Below are 20,130 nucleotides of genomic sequence, written 5' to 3'. Positions count from 1 at the left end.
CGCTTGTCGTAGCGAATCGAGGGCGTCCTGAAGTGTGGTTGCGATGCCTTCTTGCCGTTCTTCCACCTGGCGACGACACCCTTGATGGCTTCGGCGGCCTTGTTCCGCGCGGACTGGACGAGGTTCGCTTGCAGTCTCGTCTCGTCGCGCACGGCTGAATACGTCCGTTCGTGGAGTTCTGTCTTGGAGGTGGGTTTGTAGTCGTCCTTCCACGCATCGCGGACGACGTAGTTGCACGCCCACAGGTACTCTTCGACAGTTTCGTGGAGGAGAGTCGCGTCGCTATCGTCTACGTCGATCTTGACGACGACTGTACGACGGACCTCCGCCATACGTCATGTAAATAAATCTGTATTTATAATAACATTGTTCATGTCGGGGAGTCGTCCGGCTGTCGTCGCCGGTTGTGGGACGGAGCTTACGCGATTCCTCCCCGCCGCAAGCGGCGGGGTTTCCTCGCTGAATAAAGATGGAGTCCGCGATCCCCGTCTGTTTGCTCGTATCTCTCCCACCTTTTTTCCGCTCGGGGAGCGAGACGCTCCCGCCAGTCGCGTCTCGCCCCTCTCGCGCAAAATCTGGACCAAAAAAGCCGAGCCTCACTCCGCTCGCGGTTTCACCGCTCGGGTTTCGAGGCCCTCACTTCGTTCGCGCCTCGCTCCGTTCGGCTCGGAGAAACTTCACATGAAGTCAGCGATCCCCGTCTGTTTGCTCGTATCGTCCTCGAAGACACGCTTGATCGATCGATCGAGGATCTCCAGGCGTTGTTTCGTATACTCCCGGGCACCGAACTCCTCGGCGACGCGCATGGCGGTGTCGATGTACTTGTTGACCGACCCCTCGTGGACGGTCAGGTTGACGTCGCCGCCACATTCCCGACAAACCCCGGTCAGCGGGACGCGGCGGTACTTCTCGCCACAGCCCAGACACCGCACGTCTTGCCGTGAGAAAGCCCGGAGGTTGCCGATCAGATCCGGCAGGAAGTGATATTCGATGATCCGCTCGGCGACGTCACTCTCGTCGACGGCCCGGAGCTTTCGGGAGATCTCGAGTTGGGCATCCATCTTGTCCTCCATCGATCCCAGCGTCTTGTAGGCCGAGAGATCCGGCCCCAGAGCGATGTCGCTGGTGTCGTGGGTGTGATTGAAGCCGGTATACTCGTTGTCGGTCCCCAGCGTGTCCTCGGCGATCTGCACGTCGACATCCTCCGGATGAGCCATCTCGCGGGTCGCCTCGTACAGCTCCAGGGGGTACTCCTCAACGATGTCGATGTTGTGGGCCTCGTCGTCGATTTCGGCCGGGTCGATCCGGGAAGACATCACTAAGGGCGCGTCCATGCGACCGCCACGCTGGTCGGGCAGGTACTTCCGCGAGAAGTTGAGCAACCCGTCGAGCAGGAGCATGACGCAGTCCTCGTCACCGTCGCAATTGCGGCGCTTCGCGGCGTGAAAGTACGGGTGGGCGTATCCGACTGCGGCCGTGGTGAAGCCGACCACGCGTCCGACGGTCGCGGCGCTGGTGTGGGGGGCCATCCCGAAGACGAGTTCGCCCACGAGGTCCTCGCGATCTTCGAGTTCGTAGTAGGGATCGAGGCCGTAGTAGGAGGTGAGTAAGTCGTCGATGAAGTCTGCGGTCTTGAGCATGTGTTCGGCCGCGCCATCCGAGAGGACGATATCCTGGACGTTGAGTTCGGCCAGTTGGTCGTCGTGGACGAGCGGGTCACCGCGAATGTCTTCCTCGTAGCCCAACTCGCGGAACTGCTCGACAGTGACGTCCAGTTCCTCGGGGCGAACCGACGTGACCGGGAGGTCCGTCATGTCGTAGCGGACCGTTCCGTCCTTGAACGCGCTGACGTCGTGTTTGGCCCGCAAAATCCCTTTCTCCATCGGTTCGGGCGTCTTCTCCTTCGAGGACAGCCCCTTGACGCCTTTGAGCACGTCGAAGGCCACCTCGCGCTCGCCGACCGCATCCAGGGCTTGCTGGTACTCCTCGCCGACGTCGATGACAGTCTGGCGGGTCGGCGAGGCCAGCGTCTCACAGCCGGGACACTCCGCGCGGCCGGACTCGTCGGGGTCGACCTCGCGATCACAATCAGGGCAGACGTACACCGACTCCGAGACGCCGCCACAGTCAGGACAGCGCGGGCGGTACGTGTCCGTGCCACACTCGACACACCGGCGACGGCCGACTTCCAGTTCGACCTCACCAGGGACATCGCCCATCTCGTCGGCGTGTTTGGCGGCCTTCGCGACGTCGCGCTGGTTGCCGCCAGCCTCGCCGATGGGGAACAGCGTGTGGACGGCTGGCGAGAGTTCCCGTTCCTCGGATTTTTCCGGGCGACCCATTCGGTTGCCGATTCGGGTCGGGGCGCGCTCACGTACCTCGAACGGGGCCACTTCGTTGATCGCTCTGATCGCGTTCTCGCCGTCGGCGTACTCGCGAGCGCGTTCCGAAAGGTCCGCGAGCGTCCAGGACCGCGTCAGGTCGTTGTCGAAGCCGAGCGTCTCGACCAGCGGGCGCCACGTCGGGACGTGTATGGACTCGTCCGTCTGGGTGTGTTCGACCAGCAATGATTCGAGCGTGTGCTGGACCACGTCAGTCCGATCGAGGATCAGATCGCCGGTCGCCGCGTCGGCTGGCTGTCGACCTGTCATCGCGGCCCCGTCGCCAGTGACGACCTCGGCGTCGGCGATCGCCTCGGTCAACGCGTCGATTGCCTCAACGCTAACATCGTGATAGAGATGGGTATATTTCGGGTGTAGCGGCGCATCGAAGTCTCGGGCCCACTCGATGGCCTGTTCGGGATCGGGGTCGATGAGGTCGATCTGGGCGGAATCAGCCATGGCCTGAACGTCGGCCTCGGTGCCGGCGAACTCCTGGCGCCACCACTCGACGGTGTAGGATGCCGGCGCAAGCGGATGGTTGTTCTCGACGAATTCGCCGTAGTTGACGAGATACTCTCCGACGTCGAGGACTTTTTCGACGCCGTTGCGAACTTTGAGTGCTTCTTCTGGATCGTCGATCCGCCGGACGTCACCGTTTGCCAACCGGACCGTCGGCCCCTCGATCGTGTCGACGGGGACGATCCCCGCGGCCTTGCCCGGCCGTTCGGTCTTGATCTGGGTCCCCGTTGCAAGGAAGTCATCGACCAGATGCATCGTGGCCGGATGGATCCCGGCGGTCGCGTTACCGTGATTACGCGCGCGACCATACCGCAGTCGAAAGCCACCCGATTCGCTCGGGTGGGAAAAGACTGGTCTGCCGGCAATCAGGTCTCTCAAGTACTTTTTCGACGGTTCTGCGCGTGGTGGCCCATCGCCTTCTCCGTCGTCTTTCACCCCCATTGTTTCGTCTGGAGAATTGCGCTCTTCGTCGGCATCTGCTGGGGCATCGTCGGAATCGTCGTCGCCGATCGTCCCGTCGATGAGATCCTGGAGCCACGGCCATTCGAGTTCCTCGAGCTGGCGGGTATAGCGCTGAATCTTTGGCGCTTTCAGGGCGATTCCTTCCGCGAGGACGAGGCACATCCCGCCTCGAGTGCTGTTGGAGTCGACCCGCTCGAGGTCGCGATAGCCCGAGACCTCTTCGTCGCCGGTCGCCTCGCCATCGAGCATGATCGGCATGTGCTCGGCGATGTGGCGAGTTTCCGTTTCCTTCGGTGAGTACTGCAACCCTGTGTTTCCGTCGTAGAGGTCGATTTCCTCGACGTAGCGACCGATCTCGTCCTCGCGGGCGTGGTACTCATCGATGTCGAGCAGGGTCCGGGCGTAGTCGGCGACGAGCACGGAGAGTGCCTGGGCGGTGCCGCCGGCCGAGCGGATCGGGCCGGCGTAATAGACGTTGACGAACTCCGTGCCGTCGTCGTTTTGCAGGATTTCGACCCGATCGATACCTTCGATCGGGGCGGCGACGACGCCCTCGGTGAGCAGGGCCACGGCAGTCCGAACCGCGCCCTCGACCTTGCCAGCCTTCGTGTCGTAGTCACCGACCGATCCCTCGACGAAGTCTTCGACCAGGGCGAGGGCTGCCTCCTCGCGTGACATTTCACCCTCGAGTTCGCGCACGCGCTCGGCGACGCCATCGATCCCGAGGATGTTCTCGACCCGATCGGCCATGTCTTTGGCGACCGGGATTTCGACGTCGGTCGAAGGGTCGTCGCCACGCTGTCGAGCCTGGCGTGCGACCCCGAGAGCGGTGTCGAGTTCGTCCTCCAGTTTCTGGAAGTAGCGTTCGTCGGCCTCGCGCATCTATGCAGCCTCCGTAAACTTGGGCATTTACAGGTCCCAGAGATCCAGGTCGGTCGGTTCGTCGTGGGTCCGGACGAGCGGTTCCTCGAATGTCCTGACGTAGAGCTCACCGGCAAAAGTCGTCGCTGCGTCGAGGTGCCCGGCGAGCGTGCTCCCGTCGCGTCGCGAGAGCACGGCGTGGGTGTGGGCGAACGGCTCGCCGTCCAAGTCAGAGAGATTGCCCACGCAGGAGGCGACTTCAAGTGGCTCTGCAAAGACAACCTCGTCGTACGCCTGGCGATCCTGATCGTAATACCAGATCGTCGCGTCTTGAACCGCCCCGAGGCCGACGAAAAACGCGGCTTCGACCCCTTCATGGGCGGCGAAATCCTCGATCTGAGACCGCCAGTCGTCGCCGTGGGCCAGCTGGGCAACGAATTCGCGCGAGCCCGCGACTTCCCGATAGTGCATGTCACTACTCACGACGACGAGGACAAAAAGGGTTGCTGACGGGGGAAGAAAGTACGTCCCGATTTCAATCTCGCCAGTCGCCAGGGACCTGAATCCGGTAGCGGCCGTCTTCCCGTAAGGCGATGATATACTCGTCGCGCTCGTACAGTTCCATCAGGTTGAGTTCGTACTGCCCGGGTTCGACAATCCGGATCGATTCGAACTGATCGTTGAGTTCATCGCGAAGCGTTTCGAGGTCGGGGCGCTCGTCTTCGGGCCCCTCGACGGGCGCCTCACCACGCGCGCCAGCCCCAGGTTGAGACCGACCGGAGACATCCGTCTCGTCGGCAGTCTCCGGGAGTTCACCCGGACTGACCACGGCCGACCGTGCAGATGCCTGAGCGGCATCTTCCCTGTTAGTTGTCACCGAGTCACGCTGCACCGATCCCGCCTCCATGTTGGACATGATCGAGGCGTCGGGGGACTCGTCGGGAGTTGTCCCCGTATCAGTGGCCGAATCGACGGTTTCGTCAGGCGATGATGGCGCTGTTTCGTCCGCTGAGGATGGCGACAGTGGATCGGCCGCGTCCGGATCGGTTCCCGCACCGTCGGGATCAGATCCGACGATGTCCCGGACGGTCGCTGCGGCACTGCCAACGGTCCGGGCAACGGTACTATCAGAGGTCGACCTGTCGGGCGTTTTCTCCGGTGGATCGGCCTCCGGGGCCGGGCTAGTATCGGCACCGTCCGGGAGAAACTGAAAGGTGTTGCCACCACAGCTTGGACAGCCCGACAGCATCTCAGTCGAGCCATCTTCGAACGTCGTCCCGCAGTCCGTACACTGGTGGGGCATTATTTCCGGGAGACGAGCGCGCTGATGAGGGTTTCGTCCTTGTGGAGCGTCTCGATCTGGTTGGCCGGTCCGATCACCGTGAGTTTCTTCGTCGACTCTCTACCCATGAGTCGATCGAGAAAACTCTGATCGGCCGCCTCCGAGCGTGGATACGTCTCGATCTCGATCCCGTTGAACTCGTCGGGACTGATCTCAGTCATCGTTACTTCGATGAGTTTTGATTCTTCGTCGGGCGTCAATCCTTCCTCTAAGACGACGATATTGCCGTCCCGAACGCCATCGAGGATCATCCGAATCTTCTCCATACTCGCCAGGCCATTCATTCGCTTGGCACTGATAAGGTCGATCTGGACGCCCTCTCCGGGTTGTTTGATTTCAGCCATCACAGATCACCCAAAGTACTCCGCGATCTTATCGTAGACTTCGTCCATGTTGTCGCCCTCAAGGGCCGACAACGGGACCGTCTCGTGTTGGGGGAACGCGTTGCGGATCCGCTGGACGTTCGAGTCCTCGAGGTCGATCTTGTTCGCGAAGATCAACACCGGGAGATCCTGACTCTCGATGATCCCGATGAGCATCGTATTCACCTGGGTGAAGGGATCTTTCGTCGAGTCCAGTACGTAGATAACACCGTCGACGTCCTCACGGAGCCAGTGCATCGCCTCGGCGACACCCTCCGTGGCTTCCCGTGACCGACGGACGGCATCGTCTTTCTCCATGTCGTGATCGAGGAATTCGGTGTAGTCGACTTTCGTCGTCACACCCGGCGTGTCGACAATATCGATCTGGACGGACTTGCCGTCCCGTTCGATCTCGACGTTCTCCTTGCGGCGGGCACGCCTGGTTTCGTGTGGAATCGGACTCTCCGGCCCGACGGCGTCGCCGGTCCAATCACGCGCAATGCGATTGGCCAGCGTCGTCTTGCCGGCGTTGGGCGGACCGTAGATACCGATACGTTTCGGATCCTGTTCGGAGAACAGGGTCGATGCGGCACGCGAAATACTGTCTTTGAGTTCTGTGAGCAGGCCCATCCTATCCTCCCGCGCCCGAGCGAGTCGGGGCATCTGCCCGAACTACCCTCCCGAATCCACTTAACTGTACGTCAGACATATATAAATTCTCCGAAGGCTAGTTGGAAGAATTCGGGATCAAACGAGTCTGACCTGGCCGGTGGTGGCGATCAATCGAAGCGATGCTCATCGGCAAGTGAATACCAATCCAAGAATGATTATACGGAGAAACCAACTGCCCAGTTGCTGTATCAGCCGATGGACTGAACCTGGGAGATACTGAGGAGGGAACCTCTTACACCCCCCACCCCTTCGTTTCAACTGGAACACCCCGAGACAGTGGGTGACCGGTCGAGAGTTGCCGGGATACGTGATCAATTACAGCGAGAGGCGTCTGGATCCATCTCTAGCGCAATGACACTTTCGGTGACGGGTCCCAAGATGTCGGTCAGTACTTGTGAAGTGTGGGAGATAATAGCAGCACGGAGTGAAACTGAATTCGAGTGTAAGGCGCTATAACTAGGAATGAGTGTTCTAGCTATTGAGTGTGTCTCTAGGAAACAATACTTACACTATACTAATGATAGATCAATCTTCACTGAATGGATTGTATAGTAGTTTACGGATACTGTTATACCTTCATTTATTTAAAACCCCTCCATACTAGTTGGAATCACTGTCACTGCTGTCCCCCCACCCACTCTTGTAGGCTGTTCCACTCGAAATGAGGGGGAGGGGGGGATGAAGATATATCCAGTCAGCAACGCGCCACCTGGCTCAAATATGAACGTCTGTCCAAGGACTCTCCACTGACGTTCAATAGATGAGGCGTCCGTGTTATTCCCTAACGGCATGTCTTTGTGTATTGAGTGAACCGAAATTTTTAATACGCTCTCTCCCACCGGTTCGTGTGGTTCAACTGGACTGGCCGACAATCCATAATTTGCGGATATCACCACTCTCGGCCGTCTCTACCCGATATACCGAATGTGCGTGCGGATTTCCACCCGAAAAAGGGGGCCCTCGTCATGCAAAATACGGACGATACAGACGCCGACGCAGACGCGAATGGCACGGGCGACCACCAGCAGGAACAGTCACCGTCGGACAATCCAGATCGGGAGTCGTCGGAGCGGTCGGGAGAACCATCCGACCGAGAAACACGTTCGGACCTCCTCGACGAGCTCGTCTTAGAGGAGGAGTCCGAGACAGACGAGGCCTCCCGTGGTCTGTTCGACGACCTGCTCAGTGGCGAGCCGATTTTCGAGAACAAAGAGGTTCTCAGACCGTCCTACACGCCCCGGAAGCTCCCCCATCGTGAGGAACAGATCAACAACATCGCAACGATTCTCGTTGCCGCACTCCGTGGAGATACGCCCTCAAATATTCTGATCTACGGGAAGACGGGGACCGGCAAAACGGCCAGTGCAAAGTTTGTCAGCGAAGAACTCGAGCACACCTCCCAGAAATACGAGGTCCCTTGCGATGTCCAGTACATCAATTGTGAAGTGACAGACACCCAGTATCGGGTTCTTGCACAACTTGCCAACAAATTTGTCGAACAAAACAAAGAATTCATCGACGAGCGGATCGACGACCTGACTGACCAGCAAGAGCGCGCCGAGTCGGATCCGGACGCACTCGAGGGTCTTCAGTTCGAGTCTATCGAGGAAATTGACGCTCAAATCGAGTCCTTACGGGAGGATCGTGACGGCTTCGAGGAGGTTCCGATGACGGGGTGGCCGACAGACCGCGTTTACAACACGTTTTTCGACGCCGTCGATTACACCGAACGCGTCGTCGTCATCATGCTCGACGAAATCGACAAACTCGTCGAGAAAAGCGGTGACGACACGCTGTATAATCTCTCGCGGATGAACTCGGAACTGGAATACTCCCGCGTCTCGATCATGGGGATAAGTAACGATCTGAAGTTTACCGACTTTCTTGACCCTCGTGTCAAGTCGAGTCTCGGCGAGGAGGAGATCGTGTTTCCCCCTTACGACGCCAACCAACTACGGGACATCCTCCAGGCGCGCTCGAACGTCGCATTCAAGGACGGCGCACTTTCGGACGACGTCATCCCGTTGTGTGCTGCTTTCGCAGCCCAGGAACACGGCGATGCCCGCCGAGCACTCGATCTTCTCCGGACGGCCGGTGAACTGGCCGAGCGAGGTCAGACCGATATCGTTGACGAAGATCACGTCCGGCAAGCCCAGGAGAAAATCGAACTGGATCGGGTCGTCGAGGTCGTCCGGACGCTCCCGACGCAGTCGAAACTCGTCCTCTATTCGATCATCCTGCTGGAGAAAAACGGCGTCCACAACATCAACACTGGCGAAGTGTACAACATCTACAAGCGACTTTGCGAGGAGATCGACGCCGATGTCCTCACCCAGCGCCGCGTCACTGATCTCATTTCCGAACTCGACATGTTGGGCATTGTCAACGCCGTCGTCGTCTCGAAGGGGCGGTATGGTCGGACAAAAGAGATCAGTCTCTCAGTACCGATCGAGGAAACCGAGACCGTCCTGCATTCGGATTCGCGTCTGGGCGATATCGAGGACGTCCAACCGTTTATCCAGGCGCGGTTCGACCAGTAATACTGCCGAGGCGACGGCTTTCGAATCTCAGCTTCCAGTCGCGTTGATCGAACTGGCACTGCCAGCGCCGGACATCAATCGAACCTGGCCGAGCCACGGGATTCGTTTTTCTGCCGTCCCCATGATCCAGGATGGCTTGACGGGCTTAGAGAGGCCCATCACTTGATCGTATACATCGTTCGTGGCTGGGTTGTCTCCCTTCGTGATGAACCCGGCATGTGGGGCCGGACAGTAGTTCAGCTCCGCACAGGAGTCGGCGTTCCCGACGTATTTCGAGTCTGCTCTCTCGTACCAATTTTCGCCTTCATCCACCCAGAGCATTGCCCGATGAATGATCGGTGTCTCTTCGGTACTACCGTACGGCTGATAAACGATGACGTCACCGTACTTACCGAACATTCGATACCCGGTATCGGCCCCGGCAGCGGCAGTGACAACTCCACTTTCGCTTTCAGCACCAGCCCCGGGGAATCGCTGCTCTTCCATGACGAACACCAGATCTCCTTTCTGCATGTGCGGGTTCATGCTGCCGCTCTCGATGGCGACCAGTGGCGGCCAGACACCGCTGGCGGCAAACAGCAGTCCCCCGATCGCCGCGACGACGAAGATGCTGCTCGCGATATCGAAGAGGTAACGTAAAATTCGGTCGGCTCGCGTCGATGTGTTCCCGCTTCCCGGCATCGTGGGCGGCCGATCGCTACTCGTCGAGCCAGGCTGGGTGCGGTCGCGGACGACTGGCGAGTCTTCGTCGTGCTGTTCGCCCGACACGCCGTCGTTCCCTCGGGTCGACTCGTCGTATCGCCGGTCTTGGGTGCCCCCCGGATACGCACGATCGGGATCAGATCTGGGAGGGTCCCCGTGTCGATCGACTCCGGGGCCAGTCTGCTCGCTATCGTCGGGGGGATCACTCATCGCACCCCCGTTTTGGCCCCGACGGTAACAATTCTTCCCTTCGCGGGTGTCATTGAGGCCTGGCCTTTCCTGCAGGCTCTTCGTGTCGAACGGGGACATTCAGGATCAACCGAGGATGGCCCCGACCGCCATGCTTTTGCTGACTGGGGGCCCGAGTGGAACTGTGCCTCGCGAGACGCCCGCCAGAATCGTCAACGAACTCGCGAGCCGTGGGTACAACGCGGATCGAGAAGCCGTGACGATTCTGGCGGACGCGACCGATACTGACGCCGCGATCGAAGGCGCACTCGAAGCCGTCCCCGATACGGCAATCAAACTAACCGTCGACCATGCCCGCCAGGCCGTCGATGACTCCCGTCCAGTACCGGATTCTCCCGTCGTCGATGTCGACAACACTGACAGTGAACACCACGCTTCGGATCAGCCCCAATCGACCCCCTCTGTTTCAACTGGAAATACCGATCCGAAATCGATCGACAATGGTGGGGTGTCTCCAGTCGAAACGGAGGGGGTTACTGACGCGAGTGTGCGGGACCCGATCGAGCCCGCAATCGCCGGAGATGTCACCGGCCGCTCGACCGGGACCGGCGAATACGCCGACTTTCTGGCCGTCTTCAAGGATCGGTACGAACGACTGTCGGGACAACTCCGTGGCCGGGTCAATCATCGGCCGACCAACGCCGTCGAATCCATGCCGGGCGGGAGCGAGGCTGCGATCGTCGGCATGGTCTCGGATATTCGCTCGACGGCCAGCGGTCACTGGTTGATCGACCTCGAAGACACCAATGGCACCTTCCCGGCACTGGTGATGAAAGATCGGGAGTTCGCCGACCTCGTCGACGAACTTCTCTACGACGAGATCATCGCCGTCGAGGGGACGCTGGCCGACGACGGCGGGATCCTCTTTGTTGACTCCCTTTACTTCCCCGACATCCCGCGGACGTTCGAACCGTCGACGGCCGACCGAGCAGTCAGTGCCGCACTGATCAGCGACCTTCACGTTGGCAGCCAGGAGTTCGACGAGACTGCCTGGCAGGAGTTCGCCGCCTGGCTGCACGAACCGGCGGCCAGTCACGTCGAATATCTCCTGATCGGCGGCGACATGGTCGAGGGCGTCGGTGTCTATCCCGACCAGGACGAGGAACTGAACATTATCGACATATACGACCAGTACGAGGCCTTCGCCGAGTACCTCAAAGACGTGCCCGGGGACATGGAGATCGTGATGATCCCGGGCAATCACGACGCCGTCCGCCTGGCCGAACCTCAGCCGGCCTTCGACGAGGAACTCCGAGAGATCATGTCGGCCCACGACGCGACGATTACGGGTAACCCGTCGACGGTCACGGTCGAAGGCGTCGACGTGCTCATGTATCACGGTGTGTCCCTCGATGAGGTTATCGCCGAACTGCCCGAGGAGAAGGCAAGTTACGACGAACCCCACAAAGCGATGGGGCAACTCCTCAAGAAACGCCACGTCGCCCCGCAGTTTGGCGGTCACACCCGGATTGCGCCGGAGGAACGCGACTACATGATCATCGACGACGTCCCGGATATTTTCCACGCCGGGCACGTCCACAAACTCGGGTACGGCACCTATCACAACGTGTTGACGATCAACAGCGCCTGCTGGCAGCGCCAGACCGGCTTCCAGGAGAGCGTCAACATCGACCCCGATGTCGGCTACGCGCCGATCGTTCACCTCGATTCCTTAGACGAAAGTGACGCCGGCGAGTTCCTGACGATCCGGACGTTCGGGTGACTGTGGTTCAGGATGTTCGGGTGATTGTGGATCAGGATGTTCGGATGACTGTGCATGAGGATGTTCGGATGACCGTAGCTGTGTCGCGACGGTCACGTGGGCGCGTTTCGATACCGGCGAATCTCGACGGCTGTCGCCGACGGCGGCCAATCCGGGGGGCGGTACCGCACTTATACAACGGATGGTGCCGTAGGTCCAGTCGCTATGAGCGACGACGATCGCGGCTTCCACACGGACGCATTGCACGTCGGGCAGGAGGAACCCGACGCGGCGACGGGCGCACGCGCCCCGCCGCTCTATCAGACGACCAGCTACGTTTTCGAGGACAGTGAAGACGCGGCAAAGCAGTTCGCCTTGGAGAAGGAGGGTCACATCTACTCGCGGCTGATGAACCCGACCAACTCCCTCCTCCAGCAGCGCTTAGCGAAACTCGAGGGTGGCGTCGGTGCCGTCGCCACGTCCTCGGGGATGGCCGCACTCAACTTGGCGACCTTCTTGCTTGCAGATGTCGGAGACAACATCGTCACTGCCTCGGCGCTGTACGGCGGGACGTACACCTACTTCACCCACACTGCGCCACGCAACGGCGTCGAGGCCCGATTCGTCGACACGCTCGATTACGAGGCCTACGACGAGGCCATCGACGACGACACTGCCTACGTTCACCTCGAAACCATCGGCAATCCCGCGCTCGTGACGCCGGATATCGAGCGGATCGCCGACATCGCCCACGATCACGGCGTCCCGCTGTTCGTCGACAACACGTTCGCGACGCCGTATCTCTCGAATCCGATCGAGCACGGTGCGGATCTCGTCTGGAACTCGACGACGAAGTGGATCCACGGCTCCGGGACGACCGTCGGCGGTATCCTCGTCGACGGTGGCTCGTTCCCCTGGGACGAGTACGCCGAGAAGTACCCCGAGATCGCACAGGACAACCCGGCTTACCACGGCGTCAACTTCCGGGAGCGCTTTGGCGAGGCCGCGTTCACCTACGCCGCGATCGCCCGCGGCTTGCGAGACCTGGGCAACCAGCAGGCCCCCTTCGACGCCTGGGAGACCATCCAGGGCCTGGAAACGCTGCCGATGCGGATGGAGCGCCACAGCGAGAACGCACTCGCTGTTGCCGAGTTCTTGGACGACCACGATGACGTCGCGTGGGTCAACTACCCCGGTCTGGAGAGCCACGAAACGTACGAGGAAGCCAGCAAGTACCTCGAGGGTGGCTACGGTGGCATGATCACGTTCGGGCTCGAAGCCGGCTACGAGGCCGCCCGCAACACGGTCGAATCGACCGAACTCGCCAGTCTGCTCGCGAACGTCGGCGACGCCAAGACGCTGATCATCCACCCGGCCTCGACGACCCACCAGCAACTTACCGACGACGAGAAGGCTGCCGCCGGCGTCACCGACGATATGGTGCGGCTGTCGGTTGGCCTCGAAGATCGTGACGACATCATTCACGACCTCGACCAGGCGATCGCCTGGTCGACGCGGTAGCACCTCGATCCGTTGATGACGGTTGCGGTGTGACAACGTTTTACAGCTGGAACAGGTCGCCGAATTCACAAGCCTCAATACCGGGGTCGCGTTCCGATCACGTACAATGCCGGTTATCGACGCCGGAGCCAAAGAGACGGATCCCGAGAAGACCCGGACTGCCGTCACTCGAATTTTCACGACGGTCGCCGCAACGACGCCCGCGATCAGGGACGCACTCGGATCCCACCGGCACGCTGTCGATTCCGAGAACCCCAGTGGCGAGACCCAATTGGCGGCAGATCTGTTCACGGATCGCGTCCTCGGAGAGCGCCTACTCGCCCTCGAGGGCGTCGGTGCCTACGCCAGCGAGGAACGGGAAGGTGTGGTCGGCGACGGCGACGGCCTCTCGGTCGCTGTCGATCCGCTCGATGGCTCCGGAAATCTGGCGTCGAACAACGGTCTCGGCACGATCGTCGGGATCTACGACGCCCCGCTTCCCGCGGCGGGGGCGGACCTGATCGCCGCGGCAGTCGTCACCTTCGGTCCGACGACGGTGATGATCACCGCTCGCAACCACACCGTCACGGAGTATCTTCTCGAAGGCGGGACGCCGACGGTACTGCGCTCGGACGTAACCGTCCCCGACGAGCCGACGATCTTCGCCCTTGGCGGGCGCGAGTGGGAGTGGGACGAGGACTTCCAGGCCTTTGCCGATGCGGTCCGAAACGAGTACAAACTCCGGTATACCGGCGCGGTAATCATGGATCTCCCGCGAATTCTTGCCAACGGCGGTATCTACGCCTACCCGTCGGTCGAGTCTTATCCGAACGGCAAGCCACGTCACCAGTTCGAAGCGGTCCCAGTCAGCTACATCGTCGAGGCTGCCGGCGGGGCATCCTCGGATGAGACCGGCTCTTTGTTGGATTCGTCGGTCGAGAATCTGCACGCCAGGTCGCCGCTGGCTATCGGCAACGAACCGCTCGTCGAGCGCTTCGAAGACGCCCGATAATTGACTGACAGAGCGCCATTCTGGCTGTCGGTCTCGATTCGAACGCTGGCCCCGTACACACGCGGTGTTGTGTCCACGAAACTTCGGCGAGCAGGAATTCGGGCAGCAGCCGACGCCGCCCGGATCGACGACCAGCACGGCAGGACGCCCAGGCAACTTCGGACCGCTCTCGTCGTCGAGGCTGACGTGATGGGGACGCGAAACGGCCGAGCCGTTGACGGTACCCGATCCTCTCGGCTGCCGGTCGGACCCGGCGACGGCGTCTATCCCGTCGACGATCCTGCCACAGTTACAGAGTCAGGGACGCACACGACGCAACTCTCGGCTCCGGCGACTCACGCGTAGATAGGCCGTCTCGCCGGCCCTGTTGATGCTTTCCGTCGGCGGCGTGATCGGCCTTCTGTTCGGGCGACAGAGCGGGTTGTGTTCTAGACAGTCGACCGCGACTGGCTCGTGTCCCGCGCCGACCGGCGGGGTCCCCGACGAGTGGATCACGACGGGCCGCGTGCCGGGAGTGAATCTGGCGGCCGAGACGATCGATATCACCGTTCTCGAGGGACTGATCGACGTCGCTATCGACCCGAACAGCCGTGTCATCGAGGATGGCCGGCGGAACGCCTGTTTCGTACTCGATGACGGCAGACGCTATCGGTCCGAGCGGCCCCACAATCCCGCGGCTGTGTTGCCAGTTGTGGCCGATGTATGACTGTGACGACGTCCCTGGCCTACCGTGCACCGACGCACGTTCGAACGCTATCGATCGCGTTCGGGTGACGGACGAAAACACTATTCTACACCGCGCGCGAGCAAGTGTCGGCTATCGATCGGCGGATCTGCGGGGTGGGAACACTTTCCAGTCTGGTAAAAAAGACGCCGAACATCTACTTCTATATTTTATTTTTCGGGACCTTTATCGAACCGAAAACAGCCATAATTGACCCTCACAGTATTATGCGGGAATCCCCGGAGGGCTTAACCGTGACAATTGGCGATCGCGGGACTGTATGTCGACAACTGTCGTTCAAAACGTATTGAGTGGCGATGGGGATCGGTTCGTGTACCTGGTCTCGGCGATGGCCGCGTTGAACGGCTTGCTCTTTGGTTTCGACACCGGGATCATCTCCGGGGCGATCCTGTTCATCAACGATACCTTCCAGATGTCGGCGCTGGTCGAGGGCATCGTCGTGAGTGGGGCGATGGCAGGTGCCGCGACCGGGGCGGCACTGGGCGGACGGCTGGCCGACCGCATGGGACGGCGACGGCTCATCATGCTGTCGGCTGGCGTGTTCTTCGCGGGCTCGTTCCTGATGGCCGTTGCGCCGACGGTACCCGTCCTCGTGGCTGGCCGACTCATCGACGGCCTCGCGATCGGCTTTGCCTCCGTCGTGGGCCCGCTGTACATCTCCGAGATCGCGCCGCCACGAATCCGTGGTGCCCTTACCTCGATGCACCAGCTAATGGTCACGATTGGTATCCTTTTGTCGTACTTCGTGAACTACGCCTTTGCCGGCAGCGGCGCGTGGCGGTGGATGCTCGGGGCCGGCATGGTCCCCGCGGTTATCCTCGGGATCGGCGTCCTGAAGATGCCCGAGAGCCCGCGGTGGCTTTACAGCCACGGCAAGCCCGAACGCGCCAAAGCGGTGCTCCGGCGGACCCGACAGGGAAGTGTCGAGCAAGAACTCGAAGAGATCAGAGAGACTGTCGAGCGTGAATCCGGGACGCGTCTCCAGCAACTCTTCGAACCCTGGCTGCGCCCGGCACTCATCGTCGGGATCGGCCTGGCGATCCTCCAGCAGATCACCGGGATCAACGCCGTGATGTACTACGCGCCGACGATCCTCGAATCGACTGGCATCGGGAGCGCGGCTTCGATCCTCGCGACTGTCGGGATCGGCGTCGTCAACGTCGCGATGACCGTCGTCGCGATGGTGTACATCGACCGGGTCGGCCGTCGGGCGCTGTTGCTCGTCGGGACTGCTGGCATGACGGTCACACTGGCGATCCTGGGTGTCGTCTTCTACCTTCCGGGCCTCTCTGGCGTCCTCAGTATCACGGCGACGATCTGTCTCATGCTGTATATCTCCTTCTTCGCGATCGGACTGGGCCCGGTCTTCTGGTTGCTCATCTCGGAGATCTACCCGCTTGCCGTCCGCGGGTCCGCCGAGGGGATCGCAACGGTCACCAACTGGGTTGCCAACCTGGCAGTCGCGCTGTCGTTCCCGATCCTGACCGCTAACATCGGCCCGTCGGCGACGTTCTGGCTGTTCGGCGTCTTCAGCGCGGTGGCCTTTGCCTTTACTTACGGACTCGTCCCCGAGACGAAAGGCCGGTCCCTGGAAGCGATCGAAAGCGACCTCCGGGATAACGTCTCGCTGACAGACTGACACTGATTCGACTTCGCCTCCCGAGAACGGTGGTTTGACGCCGACGCGTTCCGACACCCATTCGACTGCCGACGTGACCTCGTCTTTGCCCTCGGTCACTCCTCTCAAGCGACCAAGCCACGTTCCTCGCGCGTGCCCGATGCCGTAGACGAAGGCAATGATGCCACCGACGGCCAGCTGGACCCCCTGGCGACGAAGCAGGGTCTGACGCAGTTCACGGTCACGTCGGCGCGCATTTCCATCAGGTCTACCAGGACCAGCGGCACCACAATGTTCGCCCCGATCGGCAGGGTGTTCTGGATCCCCAGCAGGACTGATCGACCCACCGGTGGGTGATCCTCGATGCCGTATTCGACGAGTGAGTCGCCTTCTGTCTCCGTGTTCGTGTCTCCGTGTTCGTGTCTCCGTGCTCTGTGGCCTACCTGCATAGATGCAGTTGACACGGCATCGAAACGATCGCTTCGTCTACACCCGCGGTGAATCGACAGATCCGCCCCCAGTCTTGCTCTTTGTCGCGTTCCGATCAGACGCCGGCGGTATCCCTGCGTGTGGGTCGCAACGTCTATGCCCGTTGGACAGCCCTAGATACGCATATGAGTGACTTCGATGAGGAAGCCGAGCGGGAACGCTTGCGCGAGCAGTACGAACAGGAGCAACGCAAGCGCGAGGCGACCGAACACATGAGCGACCTTCTCCTGAAAGGGGCGACGATGACCGACGGCCACTGTGAGCAGTGTGGCGACCCCATCTTCCGGTACGACGGCCAGGAATTCTGTCCCACCTGCCAGCAATCGGTCGAGGCCGATGACGGAGGGGCGACCGACGAGCAGGCCGACCAGCAAGCCCAATCCGCGGCCGCCAACACTCAAGCCGAAACGGACCGGTCGGGGACACCGGACCAGTCTAGCGTGGAGGCACAAACTGAGCCTGTGAGCGAAACCCGGGAACAGGGAACAGCCGATGACCAGCCCTCGGCACCGCAACCGGGGTCCTCGGGAGCCCATCCCGCCAGCGGCACAGCGACACCGGAGGCTGATCGAGTCGAAGTGCCGACGATCGATCCAACGACCGGACGCGAGCAGACTGAGCGCGCGTCTGAGGCACCCGCAGGCAACCTCCAGTCGGCCCGTGAATCACTGGTCAAGACTTTGGCTACGTTCGCCCGGCAGGCCGAAACTACCGACGACCCACGGCGGGCGCGTGACGCACTCGAAACCGTTCGGGAAGCTGCAGAGGCCCTGGCCGCGCTCGATCAGGTTCGCTGAAGTCCGTCAGAGGCCCCATAGATCGTTCAATCCTGTCTCCCGCACGCTTCAAGTCTCCACTAATTTCTCCGCATGCGTTCGACACGACTCACTGTCGTTCGCAGAAGTCTCACGGGCCGGATGGGAGTGAGCGGATTCGACGAATCCGCGAACGCTGAACGACGCTGGCGTCGTTCAGAAATTGAACCGAGTGAAGACGTTCCGGGATGCTCGCTCACTGCGTTCGCTGCGCTTCCGGGGCTGCGACTTCCCGGCTTCAATTCCCACCGCATGTGTTCGACACTGCTCACTGTCGTTCGCAGAAGTCTCACGGGCCGGATGGGAATTGAACCACGGTCGTTCCCGTTCGCTCGCTGCCTCACAGCTACGCCGTTCGGCTTTTCGAGGTCGCTTCGCGACCTCGCACCGCTCACTCACCTCCCACTCCCTGATTCAATCCCACCGGCAACGCACAGCAGGCGCTCGCGGTTTCACCGCTCGCATTCGAGGTCCGTCACTCCGTTCGAACCTCGCTACGCTCGCGAGTTTGCGAGCGCCACATGAGCGGGCCGGATGGGAATTGAACCCATGACCGTCTGGTTAAAAGCCAGACGCTCTGCCTGACTGAGCTACCGGCCCTCAAGCAAATCTGGGGGAGTCGCCGGCTAAGTCCTTACGGTTGTCGACGATCGGATGCACCGACTGCATCGTAATGCTCTGCCAGTGCCGCAGCGATCAACTCGCCCGGCGATTCATCCTCCAGTGAGGCACGACGCCGGAGTTCACAGTAGGCGTCGGTCGGAAGTGTGACCGAAATCTCGCCGAGCCGGTACCCGTCCCGAGCCAGTGCCGTCACCGGACTCACTCCCTCGTTGATGTCGCTCGCCAGCGAGCGCACCTCCCGAACGGTCAAGTCGTGATCCAGGGCGGCAAAGGCCAGCAGGAACCGAGCCGGTCCGCCGACGCGGGCGATGTGCTTGGCTGCCGTCGGGGCGATCTCGCCTTTTGCGACGTGACGCCGGATCGACCGCGGCAGATCGTGCACCCGTGACCACTTCCGGACGAACGAGACGGTCGTTTCGCCGCCGGCCCGCTCGGCCGCGGCCTTGTAGGAGCCGACACCTCTGACCAGCGCTGCACAGGCGGCTGCGCCGCGGAGCATGTAGACGCTGTCTTCGTCGCCCACGGTGTTTTCGGCGAACGACCGCACGGTCTCGGCAGCCTCCTGAACGCTCTGTGGATCGTCCGGATCGAACTTCACGGCGCGGTCGGCATGCTCGCCGGTCGCCTCCGGATCCCCACGAATCACCGGTTGGCCGACTGGTGACTCGCGGTCGGTTGGCAGGCCCGGGGCCGGCGTCTCGTCGCTCATTCGTGTGCAATTCAGGTCATGCGAGGGTAAAAACGTCCGGTCGCCGGTCAGTCGCCGGCGGCTTCCGCCTCTCGCTCCTCGGAGAGGTGCTCCCACACCTCGGCACAGCCACACCCATCTTCGACGTTGTCGAGGTGGTCGGTCTCTGTGTCACTCATCTGTCGATCCCTCCAGTCCGCGACGGCCAAGCCCAGCCCCGCCGGCGGCCGAGGCCTGCCCGACGGGGACGTCGGCACTCTCGATCATCACTCGACCATACCGGCTACAGGCGTATAAGGCCGCTCGCAGTGGTAATCACTACCCGAACTCCCGTCTAGCAGCAATAGCTTCCGATACCAGTGACGCGACACTCGCTGCTGTTTGCCAGCCCTGGCCGCCGGGCTGGCGACGAATTGCCGATACGTCCTCCTACAGCCCGTCCAAATTGCGGCGATGCTTGTCCGGGGCGACGCCTACACCAACGAGGCCCCCGAAGGCCCGCCAATGACAACCGCCGTGCGGATTCTGGACGACGGCGCTTGGATCAGCGTCGATGACGAGCGCGTCGTCTCCGTGAGTGAACTCTGGCAACTCGCCGACCACGATGTTTGTGGCTGTGAGACGGCTGATTTTCTGATTGAGGGATTCGTCGACGTCGACGCGGCCGGCCCGGCTGTACTCGTTCGGGCTGCTGGCCAGTGCGTGACCTGTGGGGAAAGTGCCGTCTCGGGATGGCTTCCCGTCGGCCGAATCGTCGGGCCGGACCGTCGCTTTGCCTCGCTCGCCACGGGCCACGTTCGCACGCCGCGAGCCTGAAGCCAGCAATACTCGCTGCTTTCCGGGAGAG

At 61.4% G+C, this 20,130-nt stretch carries 17 protein-coding genes, 1 tRNA gene and 1 pseudogene; 9 read left to right on the top strand and 10 right to left on the bottom strand.

Going from position 1 to position 20,130, the window contains the following annotated elements:
- The 6 genes and pseudogenes from HZR20_RS12645 to HZR20_RS12620 all read right to left on the bottom strand — a co-directional run.
- A pseudogene (locus tag HZR20_RS12645) lies at positions 1 to 332 on the bottom strand (RNA-guided endonuclease TnpB family protein); the annotation flags it as partial.
- Positions 333 to 677: 345 nt separating this feature from the next.
- Positions 678 to 4,244 carry a DNA polymerase II large subunit gene (locus tag HZR20_RS12640; protein WP_181687102.1) on the bottom strand — a complete coding sequence of 1,189 codons (3,567 nt, stop codon included), beginning with the start codon at positions 4,242 to 4,244 and terminating at the stop codon, positions 678 to 680.
- A 27-nt stretch (positions 4,245 to 4,271) separates the two neighbouring features.
- Positions 4,272 to 4,694 carry a PPC domain-containing DNA-binding protein gene (locus HZR20_RS12635; RefSeq protein ID WP_181687101.1) on the bottom strand — a complete coding sequence of 141 codons (423 nt, stop codon included), beginning with the start codon at positions 4,692 to 4,694 and terminating at the stop codon, positions 4,272 to 4,274.
- A 64-nt stretch (positions 4,695 to 4,758) separates the two neighbouring features.
- The gene (locus tag HZR20_RS12630; RefSeq protein WP_181687100.1) at positions 4,759 to 5,526 is read right to left on the bottom strand and encodes an OapC/ArvC family zinc-ribbon domain-containing protein; all 768 of its coding nucleotides are present in this window, start codon (positions 5,524 to 5,526) and stop codon (positions 4,759 to 4,761) included.
- Positions 5,526 to 5,909, bottom strand: a complete 384-nt coding sequence (locus HZR20_RS12625) for a DUF2073 domain-containing protein (RefSeq protein ID WP_181687099.1) — start codon at positions 5,907 to 5,909, stop codon at positions 5,526 to 5,528. The genes HZR20_RS12630 and HZR20_RS12625 overlap by 1 nt, the downstream gene beginning before the upstream one ends.
- A gap of 6 nt (positions 5,910 to 5,915) precedes the next feature.
- Positions 5,916 to 6,557, bottom strand: a complete 642-nt coding sequence (locus tag HZR20_RS12620) for an Era-like GTP-binding protein (protein ID WP_181687098.1) — start codon at positions 6,555 to 6,557, stop codon at positions 5,916 to 5,918.
- A gap of 1,007 nt (positions 6,558 to 7,564) precedes the next feature.
- On the opposite strand from HZR20_RS12620, the gene HZR20_RS12615 reads away from it, so the two are divergent.
- On the top strand, positions 7,565 to 9,139 hold the full coding sequence (locus HZR20_RS12615; RefSeq protein WP_181687097.1) for a Cdc6/Cdc18 family protein: 1,575 nt from the start codon (positions 7,565 to 7,567) through the stop codon (positions 9,137 to 9,139).
- A 27-nt stretch (positions 9,140 to 9,166) separates the two neighbouring features.
- On the opposite strand, the gene HZR20_RS12610 is transcribed toward HZR20_RS12615, so the two are convergent.
- Positions 9,167 to 10,051, bottom strand: coding sequence for a S26 family signal peptidase (locus HZR20_RS12610; protein WP_181687096.1), 885 nt, complete (start codon positions 10,049 to 10,051; stop codon positions 9,167 to 9,169).
- A gap of 163 nt (positions 10,052 to 10,214) precedes the next feature.
- Between HZR20_RS12610 and HZR20_RS12605 the strand changes: the two genes are divergently transcribed.
- The 6 genes from HZR20_RS12605 to HZR20_RS12580 all read left to right on the top strand — a co-directional run bounded on the left by HZR20_RS12605 (position 10,215) and on the right by HZR20_RS12580 (position 16,688).
- Entirely contained in the window at positions 10,215 to 11,813 is a 1,599-nt protein-coding gene (locus HZR20_RS12605; protein WP_181687095.1) for a DNA-directed DNA polymerase II small subunit, read from the top strand.
- Positions 11,814 to 12,017: 204 nt separating this feature from the next.
- Entirely contained in the window at positions 12,018 to 13,313 is a 1,296-nt protein-coding gene (locus HZR20_RS12600; RefSeq protein ID WP_181687094.1) for an O-acetylhomoserine aminocarboxypropyltransferase/cysteine synthase family protein, read from the top strand.
- Between the two features lie 106 nt (positions 13,314 to 13,419).
- Positions 13,420 to 14,304, top strand: coding sequence for a class 1 fructose-bisphosphatase (locus HZR20_RS12595; protein ID WP_181687093.1), 885 nt, complete (start codon positions 13,420 to 13,422; stop codon positions 14,302 to 14,304).
- A gap of 69 nt (positions 14,305 to 14,373) precedes the next feature.
- Positions 14,374 to 14,649 (top strand): DUF5305 family protein, encoded by a 276-nt coding sequence (locus HZR20_RS12590; protein ID WP_181687092.1) that lies wholly within the window; start codon positions 14,374 to 14,376, stop codon positions 14,647 to 14,649.
- 25 nt (positions 14,650 to 14,674) lie between these two features.
- Positions 14,675 to 15,010 (top strand): DUF5305 family protein, encoded by a 336-nt coding sequence (locus HZR20_RS12585; RefSeq protein ID WP_181687091.1) that lies wholly within the window; start codon positions 14,675 to 14,677, stop codon positions 15,008 to 15,010.
- 298 nt (positions 15,011 to 15,308) lie between these two features.
- Positions 15,309 to 16,688, top strand: a complete 1,380-nt coding sequence (locus tag HZR20_RS12580; RefSeq protein ID WP_181687090.1) for a sugar porter family MFS transporter — start codon at positions 15,309 to 15,311, stop codon at positions 16,686 to 16,688.
- 104 nt (positions 16,689 to 16,792) lie between these two features.
- Here HZR20_RS12580 and HZR20_RS14735 read toward each other — a convergent pair whose 3' ends face one another.
- Positions 16,793 to 17,116, bottom strand: coding sequence for a hypothetical protein (locus HZR20_RS14735; protein WP_181687104.1), 324 nt, complete (start codon positions 17,114 to 17,116; stop codon positions 16,793 to 16,795).
- A 165-nt stretch (positions 17,117 to 17,281) separates the two neighbouring features.
- Between HZR20_RS14735 and HZR20_RS12570 the strand changes: the two genes are divergently transcribed.
- Positions 17,282 to 17,953, top strand: coding sequence for an Sjogren's syndrome/scleroderma autoantigen 1 family protein (locus HZR20_RS12570; RefSeq protein ID WP_181687089.1), 672 nt, complete (start codon positions 17,282 to 17,284; stop codon positions 17,951 to 17,953).
- 544 nt (positions 17,954 to 18,497) lie between these two features.
- On the opposite strand, the gene HZR20_RS12565 is transcribed toward HZR20_RS12570, so the two are convergent.
- Positions 18,498 to 18,571, bottom strand: a tRNA-Lys gene (locus tag HZR20_RS12565).
- Between the two features lie 34 nt (positions 18,572 to 18,605).
- The gene (locus HZR20_RS12560) at positions 18,606 to 19,304 is read right to left on the bottom strand and encodes a DUF7119 family protein (protein WP_181687088.1); all 699 of its coding nucleotides are present in this window, start codon (positions 19,302 to 19,304) and stop codon (positions 18,606 to 18,608) included.
- 483 nt (positions 19,305 to 19,787) lie between these two features.
- On the opposite strand from HZR20_RS12560, the gene HZR20_RS12555 reads away from it, so the two are divergent.
- On the top strand, positions 19,788 to 20,099 hold the full coding sequence (locus HZR20_RS12555; RefSeq protein ID WP_181687103.1) for a hypothetical protein: 312 nt from the start codon (positions 19,788 to 19,790) through the stop codon (positions 20,097 to 20,099).
- The last annotated feature ends 31 nt before the right edge of the window (positions 20,100 to 20,130 follow it).

This window comes from Halorhabdus salina (assembly GCF_013839425.1).
Lineage (GTDB): Archaea > Halobacteriota > Halobacteria > Halobacteriales > Haloarculaceae > Halorhabdus > Halorhabdus salina.
Note: the sequence above shows the minus strand (reverse complement) of the source record. Positions and strands in the feature narration are given on the sequence as shown.

Excerpts from the sequence above, each read along its gene's own strand:
- HZR20_RS12570 (WP_181687089.1), top strand. The coding sequence starts at position 17,282 with ATGAGTGACTTCGATGAGGAAGCCGAGCGGGAACGCTTGCGCGAGCAG.
- HZR20_RS12610 (WP_181687096.1), bottom strand. The coding sequence starts at position 10,051 with ATGAGTGATCCCCCCGACGATAGCGAGCAGACTGGCCCCGGAGTCGAT.
- HZR20_RS12635 (WP_181687101.1), bottom strand. The coding sequence starts at position 4,694 with ATGCACTATCGGGAAGTCGCGGGCTCGCGCGAATTCGTTGCCCAGCTG.
- HZR20_RS12585 (WP_181687091.1), top strand. The coding sequence starts at position 14,675 with ATGCTTTCCGTCGGCGGCGTGATCGGCCTTCTGTTCGGGCGACAGAGC.
- HZR20_RS12620 (WP_181687098.1), bottom strand. The coding sequence starts at position 6,557 with ATGGGCCTGCTCACAGAACTCAAAGACAGTATTTCGCGTGCCGCATCG.
- HZR20_RS12595 (WP_181687093.1), top strand. The coding sequence starts at position 13,420 with ATGCCGGTTATCGACGCCGGAGCCAAAGAGACGGATCCCGAGAAGACC.
- HZR20_RS12625 (WP_181687099.1), bottom strand. The coding sequence starts at position 5,909 with ATGGCTGAAATCAAACAACCCGGAGAGGGCGTCCAGATCGACCTTATC.
- HZR20_RS12580 (WP_181687090.1), top strand. The coding sequence starts at position 15,309 with ATGTCGACAACTGTCGTTCAAAACGTATTGAGTGGCGATGGGGATCGG.
- HZR20_RS12555 (WP_181687103.1), top strand. The coding sequence starts at position 19,788 with ATGACAACCGCCGTGCGGATTCTGGACGACGGCGCTTGGATCAGCGTC.
- HZR20_RS12630 (WP_181687100.1), bottom strand. The coding sequence starts at position 5,526 with ATGCCCCACCAGTGTACGGACTGCGGGACGACGTTCGAAGATGGCTCG.
- HZR20_RS12640 (WP_181687102.1), bottom strand. The coding sequence starts at position 4,244 with ATGCGCGAGGCCGACGAACGCTACTTCCAGAAACTGGAGGACGAACTC.
- HZR20_RS12615 (WP_181687097.1), top strand. The coding sequence starts at position 7,565 with ATGCAAAATACGGACGATACAGACGCCGACGCAGACGCGAATGGCACG.
- HZR20_RS12600 (WP_181687094.1), top strand. The coding sequence starts at position 12,018 with ATGAGCGACGACGATCGCGGCTTCCACACGGACGCATTGCACGTCGGG.
- HZR20_RS12560 (WP_181687088.1), bottom strand. The coding sequence starts at position 19,304 with ATGAGCGACGAGACGCCGGCCCCGGGCCTGCCAACCGACCGCGAGTCA.
- HZR20_RS14735 (WP_181687104.1), bottom strand. The coding sequence starts at position 17,116 with ATGCAGGTAGGCCACAGAGCACGGAGACACGAACACGGAGACACGAAC.